Consider the following 13,635-nt stretch of genomic DNA (forward strand, 5'->3'; position numbering starts at 1 on the left):
AGCCATGCTTGATGCAAGCCCGAACAAGACCGTCACCTTCAACCTGAACGGCGAGGATGTCACCGTGCCCGAGGGCTGGACCATCTGGGAAGCCGCCAAGGGGCAGGGGTTCACGATCCCGCACCTGTGCCACAAGCCGCAGCCGGGGTATAAACCCGACGGCAACTGCCGCGCCTGTATGGTCGAGGTCGAAGGCGAGCGCACGCTGGTCGCCTCGTGCATCCGTCCTGCGGCGGAAGGCATGGTGGTCAAGACCGACACAGATCGTGCCGAGAAATCGCGCGCGTTGGTGATGGAACTGCTGGTCGCCGACCAACCCGAACAGCCGCATGACGTGTCCAGCCATTTCTGGGATATGGCCAAGCTGAACGATGTCAGCGACAGCCGTTTCCCGGCAAAAGAAGTCGAAAAAATTCCGTTGCTGGATGACAGCCATGTTGCGATGCGTGTCAATCTGGACGCCTGTATCAACTGCAACCTCTGCGTCCGGGCCTGCCGGGACGTGCAGGTGAATGACGTGATCGGCATGGCAGGTCGTGGGCATACGGCTCAGGTAGTGTTCGACCAGAACGACCCGATGGGCGATTCAACCTGTGTGGCCTGTGGTGAATGCGTTCAGGCCTGCCCAACCGGCGCGCTGATGCCTGCCACCGTGCTGGACGACCAGCAGAAGGGTGACAGTAAGGACTACGACAGCGAAACCGAAAGCGTCTGCCCGTTCTGCGGCGTGGGCTGCAAAGTCTCGCTGAAGGTCAAGGACGGCAAAGTCAAATATGTCGAGGGCATCAACGGCCCGGCCAACGAAGGTCGGCTGTGTGTCAAAGGCCGCTTTGGCTTTGACTACATCCACCACCCGCACCGCCTGACCACGCCGCTGATCCGGCGCGAGGATGCGCCGGCCAAGGGTCTGAACGTTGATCCGGGCAATCTGGACACCCATTTCCGCGAAGCGACGTGGGAAGAGGCGATGGATCTGGCCGCCACCAAGCTGATGGCGCTGCGCGATCAAGACCCGCGCAGCGTTGCGGGCTTTGGCTCGGCCAAATGCACCAACGAAGAAGCGTACCTGTTCCAGAAGTTCATCCGACAGGGGTTCCGCCACAACAATGTCGATCACTGCACCCGTCTGTGCCACGCGTCGTCCGTTGCGGCTCTGATCGAAAACGTCGGCTCGGGCGCGGTGACCGCGACCTTCAACGAGATCGAAAACGCGGATGTGGCGATCATCATCGGGGCCAACCCGATTGAAAACCACCCCGTCGCGGCCACCTATTTCAAACAGTTCACCAAACGCGGCGGTAAGCTGATCGTGATGGACCCGCGCGGCGTTGGTATGCGCAAGTTTGCCGACGAAATGCTGCAATTCCGTCCGGGGGCCGACGTGTCGATGCTCAACGCGATCATGAATGTGATCGTCGAAGAGGAACTGTATGACAGCCAGTACATCCACCGCTGGACCGAGAACTGGGAAGCCGAGAAAGAGCATCTGCGCGCCTTCACGCCCGAGGCGATGGCCCCGATCTGCGGCATCGAACCGGATCAGCTGCGCCGCGTTGCGCGCACTTTTGCGCAGGCCAAGGCCGGTCTGATCTTTTGGGGCATGGGCGTCAGCCAGCATATCCACGGCACGGATAACTCACGCTGTCTGATCTCGCTGGCTTTGATGACTGGTAATGTCGGCAAGCCGGGCGCAGGTCTGCACCCGTTGCGCGGTCAGAACAACGTACAGGGCGCCTCGGATGCGGGCCTGATCCCGATGTTCTTGCCGGATTATCAGTCTGTCACCGATGACAGCATCCGCGCCAAGTTCAACAATGTGTGGAATGATGAGCGTGATTTCTCGAACGAGAAGGGGCTGACCGTCACCGAGATCATCGACCAAGCCTATGCGGGCAACATCAAGGGCATGTATATTCAGGGCGAAAACCCGGCCATGTCCGACCCCGATGTTGGCCACGCGCGCGAGGCGCTGGCCAAGCTGGAGCTGATGATCGTGCAGGATATCTTCCTGACGGAAACGGCGAACTATGCCGATATCATCCTGCCTGCCTCGGCGCTTTATGAAAAGAACGGCACCGTGTCGAACACCAACCGTCAGGTGCAGCGTGTGCGACCCGCCGTGACCCCTCCGGGTGAGGCACGCGAGGATTGGAAGATCACGGTCGAATTGGCACAGCGGATCGGTCTGAACTGGGATTACACGGATGTATCTCAGGTCTTTGCCGAGATGAAGCTGACGATGAACTCGCTCGACAACATCACCTGGGACCGGCTTGAGACCGAGACCATCACCTATCCCTCGCTGTCCGAGACCGATCCGGGGCAGCCGATCGTGTTCGGCGATGGCTTCCCAAGGGCCGACGGGCGCGCCCGGTTCACGCCGGCCAGTGTCATCCCGCCGGATGAGGCACCGGATGACGAATACCCGATGATCGCCACCACGGGTCGCCAGCTTGAACATTGGCACACCGGGTCGATGACCCGTCGGTCCAACGTTCTGGACGCCGTGGAACCGGAAGCGAACTGTTCGATGAATCCCCGCACGCTGAAACTGATGGGCATTGAACCGGGTGAGATGATCCGTCTGACCACCCGCCGTGGCTCGATCGAGATCATGGTGCGGGCCGACCGGGCGATTGCCGAAGATATGGTGTTCATCCCCTTCGCCTATGTCGAGGCGGCGGCGAACATCCTGACCAACTCGGCCATCGACCCTTATGGCAAAATCCCCGAGTTCAAGTTCTCGGCCATCCGCGTGGACAAGATCGACGACGCAATTGCAGCCGAGTAGGTCGGGATGCGTATGACCGGGGCGGCCCTGACGGGCCGCTCTGACCAGTCCGACCGATGGGCGCGCAGGTCTTAGTAATCGCGTTCGAAAAAGATACCGATGCCTGTTTCACCTTTACCGTCCACGGTTCCGCGAACCGTGAAATTGTCGGTGACGTCAAGGTTCAGGTTCACCTCGGTATCGCCCTCGGTGTTGACCGTGAAATCGGTGTAAAGGTTGTCGCTTAGATACGCCCCGGCGCCAAGACGCCCGGCGCCGCCCTCGGTCGCGCCGATATCAACCGTGTCGACGCCGGTCGAATCGCGAAGCCCCTTGGTTGCATCCCCCCCTGCGCCGCTGAGTTGCGCAAGCGAGGCGGCCATCTGAGCGATGACAAAGGGCGACAGTTCCGAAAACCGGTTGCCAAAAAGCAGCATGGCCAGGGCTTCTTCGGCCGGGCGTTCGGGGTCGGAAAACACGTCCACCTCGGGCGAATCCAGCGGACCGGCGATTTCGATGGTCGCGGTGCCATCAGAGGTGCTGGTTGATGATGCAAATTCGATATAAGGCGTCAGGTCGCCCTGCAGGGTGACGATCCCCTTGGTCAACGCCAACCGGCGTCCGAGAATGTCGATATTGCCCCGGATCAATTCGATCTGCCCCGAAGGCACGACGGAAGAGGTCGTGCCACCGATATGGATACGGCCACCCAATTCGGCATTCACGCCACGCCCCCGCACAAACACGGCCTTGGGGGCCACCAGCCCGACATCCAGCGAAATGCGCGAAGCACTTTTGGTTTCGCCTTCGGTTTTGACCAGTTGGGCACGTTCGCGCGTGACAAAGCTGGCCCGGCGTTCATTCACATGTTCGATATCCGGGATCGGCGCTGCGCCCACCGCACCGGACGCGGCGGCGAGGTTGATATTGGTGTCGCCAAAGTTGATTTGCCCCGCGATCGAGCTGTTTCCGGTCAGGGCCCCGGTCATGGCGACCTGACCGTTCAACGTCGTTTCATAAAGCAGGTTGTCCGTCAGGACGAGGTTGTTGAGCGCGGTCGTGACCTGGGCGTTGAAGGGCGGGGTCAGGTCCACAGGCCCGGAAACCGTGAAATTGCCGCCCGCCCGCATCTGACCCTTGAGGCCGACCGTAGCCCTGCTTTGTGCAAACTCAACCGATCCGCCAATCCCGGTGATGGTCTGCCCGATGCTGGGAATGGCCATCGACGTGCCACTGGTCGTGACTGTTCCGCGCAGCGAATCCAGCGCTGGCGCACCCTTCAGGGTCAGGTCAAACCGGGCATTGCCTTCGATCTTGTTGGGCGAAATGAACGTGTTGGCGATACCTATGTTGACGCCGCCTTGCGCCTTCAGGTCAGCCTCGCCAGAGGTTTCGTCGAATGTTCCGGCCACTGTGCTGGTGATCTCGGCCGGGCCCGCGGCGGTTGCATCAATCGTCCAGACGCCCGCCTTGCGTTTGGCGCTGCCCTTGGCGGACAGGCTGCCGGGAAACTCGGGGACGAAACGTTCAATACGGTTGAATTGCGCGTCGAAATCCAGATCGGCGGCGCCGTCGGTCGTGACCTCTCCGACCAGGGTGGCATAAGAGCTGTCGGGCCCCTGCAACTTGGCGTTTCCTGACAGCCCATTGCCGGTTGGGGCGACATTGCCGTCCAGTTTCAAAGGCCCCGATAGCGTGCCCGAGACACGGTTCAGATCATCAAGGGCGACCGAGAAATTCAACCCACCTGCCTGTTGGTCAAGGCGGCCGGATGCGCTGGCGCTCAGGGCGGTGCCTTTCAGGCGGAATGCCCGGATATTCAGCCCGTCATCGTTGTTCTGGGCGTCAACGCGCAATGTCGTCTGCCCCTGGATCAATTTGTCTACCGCTTCGATACCTGACGCAAGATCATTGGCCGTGACATTGCCCTTGATGTCGAATTGGCGGCTGTCCCTCGCGCCATTCCCTGCCAGGTCGGCAGAAAGGGAACCGGACAGGTCGCGCCCGGCAATCCCCGAAAACAAGGACAGATCGGGCGCGTCCAGCTTGGCCTGGCCATCGACGGCCAAGGCCCCCGCGGGGTCGTCGATCGTGGCCTGAACCTGGGCGGTCAGGGCGGTGCCGTTCACGGTTGCATCGCGAATGACGATCCGCTCGCCGGTCCGCGCCCCGTCGAAACGCAGCTTTGTCTGGCCGGTCAGCAGCGGGTCGAATTGTGCCATGCCGGTCTGTACATCCATGCCTTCGACCTCGGCCGTGCCGTCGAATTCCAGGGTTTGAACGGTTCCCTGACCATCAAGCCGCGCCTGCACCGCGCCCGAAAGGTCCCGCTTGGCCAGGCCCGAAAGAACCGAAAGGTCCCGCGCGTTTACGCGGGCCTGCCCGTCAATGGTCATGTTCCCGTCCGGGGTTGTTATGGCGCCGCTTGCCTGTGCCGTCAGCGCCGCTGCCGATACGGAAAAGTCGCGGATCGTCACGCCATCGGTGCCGCGCCGGGCATCCAGCACGATGTCGGTCTCGCCCTTGATGACGGGGTCGATATCATCTCGGCCGGTGACAAGGTTCCTGCCATTGACCACGAGCTTGCCGTCAAAGCTGCCTTCCAGGGGGGAACCCTTGCCCGTTACGCTTGCCTGCGCGCTGCCGCCCAGATCCAACCCGGCCAGGTCAGAGAAACGCGCCAGATCGCGGGCCGCCAGCGTGGCCGAGCCGTCGACCTGCAACCCGGTGGACAGACCGCTGACCAGGGCATCCGCGCCCAGCGTGTAGTCGGACCCGGCCAATTCGAACCCCGAAAGGCGCAGAGACTGATCGGCCCCAAAGGCGAACTGCCCGTCAAGGGTGACACGGTTGCCAATTGCGGTGTTCAACGCGCCGTCCGACAGGGCAATTCCATCCAGCGCCGCTTGCAAATCGCCGTCGACAGTCAGGCCAGCCGACTGATCCAGCGTGCCCTGTCCCGCGATACGGGCATGATCCAGTACCAGTTGCGGTGTCGCCACCTTGTTGGCGGTCACGCTCAGGTCCCACAGGTTTCCGTTGCGATGGTCGAACAGGGCGGACAATTGCGCCGCGCCGATGGATGTGTCCCCTGCGCCGACGGGCAGGATGACGCTGCTGGCCCCACCGGGTGGAGTTATGCGCCCCTGGATTGCAGCCAGACGCAGCATGCCGCCCGCGGCCAGGCTCAACTGCCCTTCAAGCTTTAGCGCTTCGGATGTAAGTTCAAGGTCGGGGATGTCCAGCGCGCCGTCGGATGCAGTTTGACCGTTCAGGTAAAGGCGGGTGTCCGTTCCAAAGAACGGGTCCAGATCCTCGGCAAGAAACGGCGTCAGGTCGCCGCCCAGATCGGCGGTAAAGGCGATGCCATCGCCATCAGCACTATTTGCCTGACCCGCCTGGTCGGCTGCACGCAGGCGGACCTGCCCCGAAACCCGGTCCGTGCCGTCGCTGCTGAGCGCGATGTCGGCGGTGAAATCGTCCACCGGACCGGCCCCCTTGGCCCGCAGGCCGATCGGTGGCGCATCGGGGATGTTCAGCGCGGTCGAGATCAACCCGCCCGATGCCTCTTGGACAGTCAGATCAAGCGTGATGTCGCGCGAGGTGTTTTCGAAACCGGCAATCAGGCCAATCGTGTCCCCCGCCCGGTCAAGCCGGTTGATGTCCAGCTTGGTGTCCAAAGCGCCATCCGCAAGGGTCAGCGTCCCCGACATTTCCAGAACGGCGGCAACGCCAATGACCGGTTCGCCCAGTGAAAGGTCATCGACCCGGATCTCACCGATTTCGACGGACACAGGCAGGTCGGGCAACTGAAAGGGTTGGGTTTCGGCGGATGCGCCGGGGTCATCGGTGGTCGTGGGTCCGGGCGTTCGCGCGATGTCGATTTCTTCAGCAATCAGGGCGTTGACCGAAAACCGGCCCCGAAGCAGGGCCAGCCGGTTCCAGTCAAGCTCGGCGTTGCGGATCGTCAGCCAGATGCCTTGATCATCCGCCACGGTGATCTGCTCGATCGTGGCCCGTGAACTCAGCGCGCCGGACAGGCCGGTCACCCGGATATTCCTGTCGTCGCCCGACAGGGTGTCCTGCAGGAAATTCTCAAGCATGCTTCCGCCGCCGGTATCGTCACTTTCCTGCGCGGTCAGCGTCGCGGGCAGGCCGATGGTCAGCGCCGAGATCAGGACGGGATATGAAAGTTGCCGGATCAAAACGCCTGTCCTATCCCAAGATAGAATTGCAGCCCGTCCCCGGTATCGCCCGAAACCGGGTAGGCCAGGTCAAACCGCAAAGGCCCAAAGCCGCCGAGGTCATACCGAACGCCAAGCCCGGCCCCGGCATGGTCTTCGGCCCCCGACCCGATAAACGAAGACGTATCCACGACGCCGTAATCATAGAAACCGACCAGCGACAGGTTTTGCGTGACCTTCCCGCGGACCTCGCCGGACAGGCCGATAAAGGATCGCCCGCCTGCCACGCCTGATCCGACCGGAATGCCCAGACTTTCATAAGGCTGGCCCCGAACCGTGCCCGCGCCGCCAGAGAAGAACAGGAAATCCGGCGTGACGCCATCAGCGGGTGGCCCGATGACCGACCCGACCTGGACACGGCCTGCCAGGACCAGGCCGCCGCCTGTTCCAAAGCTGGTATAGGCGCGGCCATCAAAGAACATGCGAATTCCGCTATCCGTTCCAGACAGGCCCGCAAAAGGCATGATCTGGCTGTCCAGGTAAAACCCACGGGTCGCGCTGACCTTGCTGTCACGCTTGTCCCATTCCGATCGGAAGGGGATGATAAAGTACCGGAACTTGCGCCGGTCGCCATAAGCGTCATCCGCATCCGACCATTGGAACCCGGCCGAAGCCTCGGCATAGAGATGGTCCGAGAATGTCCGCCGCGCACCATAGGCCAGCGAGGCAATGGTGACGTTGTAATTGTCGGTGTTGCGCCGTTCCAGAAGGGCGCTCCAAAAGGTGTTGTCATCGGGGCCTAGGCGGTCGGGTTGATCCAGCCTCAGGCCGATGCGCCCGTCGATATCCTCTGATCCGCCGATATTTCTGATCGCGGCTTCGAACCGCAGCCTCTCGGCGCGCCGGAACACGTTGCGGTGTGTCCAGGTCGCCGTGACGTCCAACCCCTCGCGCGATGCCAGTTCAACGCCAAAGGTCAGGCGCCGTTTGGGCATATCTTCGAAGGTGGCGTCGAAATCCAGTGTCCCGTCGGGGTTTGGCGTTTCCCGTTCCTGAATGGACACGACGTTGAACGTGCCGGTCCGGCGCAGACGGGTCCCGACCTTCTGTACGCCCGCCGGAGAATAGACCTGGCCCGTGGGGAAGCCCGCGATCTTTTCGATCGAGCGGTGCCGGACATCGGTGTCGCCATGGATGTACATCTTGCCGAATTTCAGTCGCGGCCCCTGCGCCAGGTCGATGCGCGCGTCCAGCCGCGCCTGCGCGTGACGGGCGATGATTTCTTGATCTGCAACGGACGCTTTGGCGTGACCTGCATCCCTCCAGGCTTGCACTCCGGCCGATGCGGCCTGTTGTATCGCTCCGGTGGTTGCGGGTTTGCCCGACGCAAATTGTTCGGGCAATTCGGTGTCGGGCGCCAGCGGCTGAACCACGGCGGTTCCAAAGGTGAAGGCGGGCCCTGTCTTGATCGTGATTCTGGCCCGGTTGATCTTGGCCGGAACGCTGAGCGAACTCAGATCGGCGGCTTCCTTTCCGTCCAGTTTGATGCTGACCGCGGGTGCAAAATACCCGGCATCATACATGATCTGCACAATCGTGCGATAATCCGACAACGCAGCCGACAGCACCTCAAGGGGAGTGTCCAGACCGCGTGACTTGGCGGTCATGATCGACGATGCCTCTTCCAGCCGTTTGGTCAGGTCCTTCGAGGCACCGGGGGCAGCCAGAGATGTTTCCAGGGCCAACAAGGCCGAGGGCGCATTGGCGATCAATGCGCCAAAAAGCCAGCATGCCAGTACGCTGCGCGCGCCTCTTTTGTGCATCAGATGGCTCCACCCGCCCTTGTTCACACAATCGCCCGCCGCGCCTTTGCTGGCGGCGGTCTGCCTGAGACATGTTAGAACATCTGAACCCATGCAGGGGAAGGGAATTCAGGGTCGCGGTGGCGATTTCCTCGGGTGTTGGGGCGTTGGGGCGCTATAGGCCGGCATTGCGAACCCACCGAATGATGGCTTGGCGGTCTTCGGGTTCCATATAGGTCACGTTGGCGGGCGGCATCGCGTGGCTGACACCGGCCTGCAAATAGATTTGCCGGGCATTGCGGGCGATATCGGCTTCGGTTTCCAAAAGCACCCCCTTGGGCGCCCAGAGGATCCCTTCCCACACGGGTTCGCGGGCATGGCACATCGAACACCGGCCCATCACCACATCATGCGCTTCTTCGAACCCGTCAGCGGCCGCGAATTTCTGTTCATGGGCGCTGAGAGGCCGTGCCTCGGCCTCTTCCAGGGGTGTGTACATCGGCGCGGTGGACAGCCACATGATGGCAATGAACAACAGTGCCGTAACCAGCCAGGTCCAGGTCGGGTTGCCTGCGCGGGCGTGGCGCGTGTTGAAATAGTGCCGGATCGTGACCCCCATTAGGAACACCAGCGCGGCAATGATCCAGTTGTATTCGGTCGCAAAGGCCAGCGGATAGTGGTTCGACAGCATCAGGAACACGACCGGCAGCGTCAGGTAATTGTTGTGGGTCGACCGCAGCTTGGCGATCTTGCCGTATTTCGGGTCCGGTGTGCGGCCGTTTTTCAGGTCATCCACCACGATGCGCTGGTTCGGCATGATGATGAAAAACACGTTTGCCGTCATGATCGTGGCGGTGAAAGCGCCCAGATGCAGCATCATCGCGCGACCGGTGAAAATCTGGTTATATCCCCAGCCCATCGCCACCAGCAGGCAGAACAACAGAACCATCAACAGCGTCGGGCGCTCTCCCAGGCCAGACTTGCAAAGGAAATCGTAGATCAGCCACCCCACGGTCAACGAGGCCGCCGAGATCAGGATGCCTTGCCACAGGGCCAGATCAGCCTTTTGCGCGTCGATCAGATAAAGCTCTCCGCCGACCCAATAGATGATCATCAGCAGACCCGCCCCGCTGAGCCAGGTCGCATAGCTTTCCCATTTGAACCATGTCAGGTGGTCCGGCATCCGCTCGGGCGCGACCAGATACTTCTGGATGTGATAGAACCCGCCGCCATGGACCTGCCATTCCTCGCCATCGGCCGGGCCGGGAATGTCGCGGTTCAGGCCAAGATCCAGCGCGATGAAATAAAAGGACGATCCGATCCAGGCAATGGCGGTGATGACATGCAGCCAGCGCACGGCAAAGGCCATCCAGTCCCAGAACACGGCAAAGTCGTACATTTGAGGTCTCCGATTGCGTCGCCTCACACTAGGCAAGCAGGCATTTCTTCGGTATTCCCGTATATTGTCAAACTGTATCAAAAAAAACGATAAGATGTCCTATCTCGACAATATCCGAACCTTCGTCAGGGTCTATGATCTGGGCAGCATGTCCGCGGCCGGGCGGGACCTGCGCATTTCCCCGGCGGTGACCTCGGCGCGGATATCGCAGCTTGAGGATCATCTTGGCGTCCGGCTGTTTCAAAGAACCACCCGGAACCTGACGCCCACGGAACAGGGGCGCGCCTTTTACCCCGGTGCGGTCGGTGTGCTGGATGCGGTGGACGAGGCCGAGGCGCAGGTTGTCCACTTGACCGAAGCGCCGCGCGGCTCGCTGTTCGTGGCCGCGCCGCTGGGTGTCGGGCGCCGATTGCTGGCCCCACATGTCCCTGATTTTCTGGCGGAATTCCCGGAAATTGATGTTCGGCTGCGATTGACGGACCGGTCCGTGGACCTGACAACCGAGGGTCTGGATCTTGCGTTTTTCATCGGCCAGCCGGAAGACAGCACATTGCGCATCCGCAAGATTGCCGACTGCCAGCGTGTGCTATGCGCGGCGCCGGATTATGTCCGTCGATGCGGAATGCCCGAAAGGGGCGAGGATCTGGTTGCGGGCGATCACGAATGCCTGAACCTGCGATACCCCGGAGCAACCGAATTTCAGTGGGTGCTGGAAACCCCGGAAGGTCCCAAGCGATTTGCGGTTTCCGGGCGGTATGAATGCGATGACGGCGATGTGCTTACGGATTGGGCGCTTTCGGGACAGGGCATCGCCATGAAACCGGTGTTCGAAGTGGCCGAACACCTGAAACAGGGGCGTCTGATTCCGGTTGCGTTGGCCACGCCGCCCGTGCCCGTCCAGATGGCCTGCCTTTACACGCATCGCCGCCACCAGGACCCCAAGGCCAGGTTGTTCATGGATTTCATGATCGAGCGGATTGGCAAGGTGGTGCGTCAGGCCGAATCCTGACCGGGCCGCTAGCTGCCGCGATAGGTCGAATACCCATAGGGCGACAGCAGCAGGGGCACATGGTAATGCGCCCCGGCATCTGCCATTCCGAACCGTAACGGCACCTGATCCAGGAACAACGGGTCTTCGACGGCCTGGCCGGTTTCGCGCAGGTAGTCGCCAGCGAAGAACACCAGCTCATAAGTGCCGGTTTTGAAAGCATCCTGCGGTAAAATCGGGCTGTCGGTGCGGCCATCGGAATTGGTTTGCATTTCCACCAGCTTGCGATGGGAGTTGCCCGAGACTTTGTACAGTGCGATTTTCAGCCCTGCGGCGGGGCAACCGCGCGCGGTGTCCAGAACATGGGTCGTCAGGTAACCTGCCAAGGGGAACTCCTTTGATTTGCCGGTCGGTTTGCCACAGTGTGGAACAAACACCGAAACGCTGGAAATGCCGAAAGAACCGGAAACAGCGTTCGGATTGATTTGATAATCGTGCATCGTTTTCTGCGTTAAGGCAGTATGCAACAGATGTACCCGAAGACGGAAGATGCCATGCAGCCACCTCGTTACCAGCGCGACATGATCGGATATGGGGCCAACCCGCCGGATGCCCGGTGGCCGAACGGCGCGAAACTGGCCGTGCAGATCGTGCTCAACTATGAAGAGGGCGGTGAAAACTGCGTGCTGCACGGGGATGCCGCCTCAGAGGCGTTCCTGTCCGAGATCGTGGGCGCCGCCCAATGGCCCGGGCAGCGCCACTGGAACATGGAATCGATCTATGAATACGGTTCCCGCGCCGGGTTCTGGCGGCTGCACCGGCTGATGCAGGATCTGCCGGTCACTGTTTACGGGGTGGCCACGGCGCTGGCGCGTTCGCCCGATCAGGTTGCGGCGATGAAATCGGCAGGATGGGAGATCGCCAGCCACGGCCTGAAATGGGTCGAACACAAGGACATGCCCGAGGACGAAGAGCGCGCCCAGATCGCCGAGGCCATCCGCCTGCACACCGAAGTGGTCGGAGACCGCCCGCGCGGCTGGTACACGGGCCGATGTTCGGAAAATACCGTTCGGCTGGTGGCCGAAGAGGGCGGGTTTGCCTATGTCGCGGATACATATGCCGACGATTTGCCCTACTGGATGCAGGATGGTGGGCGCAGCCAGTTGATTGTTCCCTATACGCTGGATTGCAACGACATGCGGTTCGCCACGCCGCAGGGGTTCAACGCGGGTGATCAGTTCTTTGCCTATCTCAAGGACAGTTTCGACGCGCTTTACGCCGAGGGCGAGGCGGGTGCGCCGAAAATGCTGTCGGTCGGGCTGCATTGCCGCCTGATTGGTCGGCCCGGGCGCATCATGGCCCTGAAGCGGTTCCTGGACTATGCGCGCGGGTTTTCGGATGTCTGGTTCGCGACCCGGCTGCAGATTGCCGAACATTGGACCGCGCAGCATCCCCCTGCGCAACACCCGCGGCCATCGCAGATGGACCGCGCCGCCTTTGTTGCCGCCTATGGTGGCGTGTTCGAGCATTCCGCCTGGATTGCCGAGCGTGCCTTTGACCTGGAATTGGGGCCCGCGCATGATACGGCGGGTGGCCTGCATAACGCACTGACCCGCATGTTCCGATCCGCGTCCAACGAGGAACGTCTGGGCGTTCTGACCGCCCACCCCGACCTGGCAGGCAAATTGGCACAGGCCAGGCGGCTGACGCGCGAAAGCACCTCTGAACAGGCCTCGGCCGGGTTGGACGCGCTGACGGATGAAGAACGGGCCGCGTTCACGGAACTGAACCGGCAATACACCGAAAGCTTTGGGTTTCCCTTCATCATCGCGGTGCGGGATCACGACAAGTCTTCGATCCTGGCGGCCTTTCAACGACGGGTCGGGCAGGACCGCGATACAGAATTCGCCGAGGCCTGCCGCCAGGTCGAACGTATCGCGGAATTCCGGCTGCGGGACATGTTGCCCGCATGACCCGGCAGATTGAAACCCGGCCGATGACGGCACAGGCCTTTGCGCCGTTCGGTGATCTGATCGAGGCATCGGGCGCGCCGGACAAGATCATCAATCAGGGGCATTGCGGGCGCTTTCACGATCGCGCGCGCCTGGATTTCGCCGATGGTCGCGCCGGGATCAGCCTGTTCAACGCCGACCCGCGCGCCCTGCCGTACCAGTTGGACATGGTCGAGCGTCACCCCGACGGCAGCCAGGCCTTTATACCGATGACCTCGAACCCTTTTCTGGTCATCGTGGCCCCCGATGCTGGCGGCAAGCCGGGCCTTCCGCAGGCCTTTGTCACCCGGCCGGGGCAGGCGGTGAACTATCATCTGGGGACATGGCACGGCGTTTTGACGCCGTTGCACGCCCCGGGGCTGTTTGCCGTTGTAGACAGGATTGGCGACGGGGCCAATCTGCAAGAACATTGGTTCGACACTCCGTACGACGTCGTGGCGGGCTAAGGGCGCGGGCTCCCGTCTGGTCCGGGCGCATCAA

The 13,635-nt window shown here is 61.8% G+C and carries 8 protein-coding genes; 4 read left to right on the forward strand and 4 right to left on the reverse strand.

The window, feature by feature from the left end; all coding sequences use genetic code 11:
* The first annotated feature begins 4 nt into the window (after positions 1-4).
* Positions 5-2,791, forward strand: a complete 2,787-nt coding sequence (gene fdhF / locus ACXAG8_RS11635; RefSeq protein WP_475224555.1) for a formate dehydrogenase subunit alpha — start codon at positions 5-7, stop codon at positions 2,789-2,791.
* A gap of 71 nt (positions 2,792-2,862) precedes the next feature.
* Here the strand turns inward: fdhF and ACXAG8_RS11640 are convergent, their stop codons facing one another.
* From ACXAG8_RS11640 to ACXAG8_RS11650, 3 genes are all read right to left on the reverse strand, one after another.
* Positions 2,863-6,975, reverse strand: a complete 4,113-nt coding sequence (locus ACXAG8_RS11640; RefSeq protein WP_475224560.1) for a translocation/assembly module TamB domain-containing protein — start codon at positions 6,973-6,975, stop codon at positions 2,863-2,865.
* On the reverse strand, positions 6,972-8,777 hold the full coding sequence (locus ACXAG8_RS11645; RefSeq protein ID WP_475224565.1) for an autotransporter assembly complex protein TamA: 1,806 nt from the start codon (positions 8,775-8,777) through the stop codon (positions 6,972-6,974). The genes ACXAG8_RS11640 and ACXAG8_RS11645 overlap by 4 nt, the downstream gene beginning before the upstream one ends.
* Positions 8,778-8,931: 154 nt before the next feature.
* The gene (locus tag ACXAG8_RS11650; protein WP_475224572.1) at positions 8,932-10,155 is read right to left on the reverse strand and encodes a urate hydroxylase PuuD; all 1,224 of its coding nucleotides are present in this window, start codon (positions 10,153-10,155) and stop codon (positions 8,932-8,934) included.
* Positions 10,156-10,249: 94 nt separating this feature from the next.
* On the opposite strand from ACXAG8_RS11650, the gene ACXAG8_RS11655 reads away from it, so the two are divergent.
* Positions 10,250-11,164 carry a LysR family transcriptional regulator gene (locus ACXAG8_RS11655; RefSeq protein ID WP_475224575.1) on the forward strand — a complete coding sequence of 305 codons (915 nt, stop codon included), beginning with the start codon at positions 10,250-10,252 and terminating at the stop codon, positions 11,162-11,164.
* Positions 11,165-11,172: 8 nt separating this feature from the next.
* Here ACXAG8_RS11655 and uraH read toward each other — a convergent pair whose 3' ends face one another.
* On the reverse strand, positions 11,173-11,529 hold the full coding sequence (gene uraH / locus ACXAG8_RS11660) for a hydroxyisourate hydrolase (protein ID WP_475224578.1): 357 nt from the start codon (positions 11,527-11,529) through the stop codon (positions 11,173-11,175).
* 168 nt (positions 11,530-11,697) lie between these two features.
* Between uraH and puuE the strand changes: the two genes are divergently transcribed.
* Both puuE and ACXAG8_RS11670 read left to right on the forward strand, forming a co-directional pair.
* The gene (gene puuE, locus ACXAG8_RS11665) at positions 11,698-13,116 is read left to right on the forward strand and encodes an allantoinase PuuE (protein ID WP_475225381.1); all 1,419 of its coding nucleotides are present in this window, start codon (positions 11,698-11,700) and stop codon (positions 13,114-13,116) included.
* Positions 13,113-13,601, forward strand: a complete 489-nt coding sequence (locus ACXAG8_RS11670; RefSeq protein ID WP_475224582.1) for an ureidoglycolate lyase — start codon at positions 13,113-13,115, stop codon at positions 13,599-13,601. Before puuE ends, ACXAG8_RS11670 begins: the two co-directional genes overlap by 4 nt.
* Positions 13,602-13,635 lie beyond the last annotated feature (34 nt).

The sequence above is a fragment of the Ruegeria sp. ABD4_443 genome (genome assembly GCF_056160865.1).

Coding starts and splice junctions, on each gene's coding strand:
- puuE (WP_475225381.1), top strand. CDS start 11,698: ATGCAGCCACCTCGTTACCAGCGCGACATGATCGGATATGGGGCCAAC.
- ACXAG8_RS11670 (WP_475224582.1), top strand. CDS start 13,113: ATGACCCGGCAGATTGAAACCCGGCCGATGACGGCACAGGCCTTTGCG.
- ACXAG8_RS11655 (WP_475224575.1), top strand. CDS start 10,250: ATGTCCTATCTCGACAATATCCGAACCTTCGTCAGGGTCTATGATCTG.
- ACXAG8_RS11650 (WP_475224572.1), bottom strand. CDS start 10,155: ATGTACGACTTTGCCGTGTTCTGGGACTGGATGGCCTTTGCCGTGCGC.
- ACXAG8_RS11645 (WP_475224565.1), bottom strand. CDS start 8,777: ATGCACAAAAGAGGCGCGCGCAGCGTACTGGCATGCTGGCTTTTTGGC.
- fdhF (WP_475224555.1), top strand. CDS start 5: ATGCTTGATGCAAGCCCGAACAAGACCGTCACCTTCAACCTGAACGGC.